Source organism: Cobetia sp. SIMBA_158 (assembly GCF_046566945.1).
Classification (GTDB): Bacteria; Pseudomonadota; Gammaproteobacteria; order Pseudomonadales; family Halomonadaceae; genus Cobetia; species Cobetia amphilecti.
Genome location: NZ_JAWJYL010001265.1, coordinates 1 through 228 on the forward strand (window position 1 = coordinate 1; position 228 = coordinate 228).

Below are 228 nucleotides of genomic sequence, written 5' to 3' on the forward strand. Positions count from 1 at the left end.
GCCGACCGCCGCAAGGACCGCTTCCTCGCCACGCTCGCGCACGAACTGCGCAACCCGCTCGCGCCGATCCGCAACGCCATCGAACTGCTCGATCCGCGCCACGGCGCGAGCGATACCGGACGCGCCGACGCGCGTCTGATCGCGAGCCGTCAGGTCGAGCATCTGGGCCGTCTCGTCGACGACCTGCTCGACGTCTCGCGCATTTCGCACGGCAAGATCGCCTTGCAG

1 protein-coding gene is annotated in these 228 nt (G+C 69.7%); it reads left to right on the forward strand.

Annotation, left to right across the window (positions count from 1 at the left end; all coding sequences use genetic code 11):
• Positions 1 to 228: sensor histidine kinase (locus R2R70_RS23785; RefSeq protein ID WP_410979459.1), on the forward strand; the 228-nt coding region annotated here is incomplete at both ends.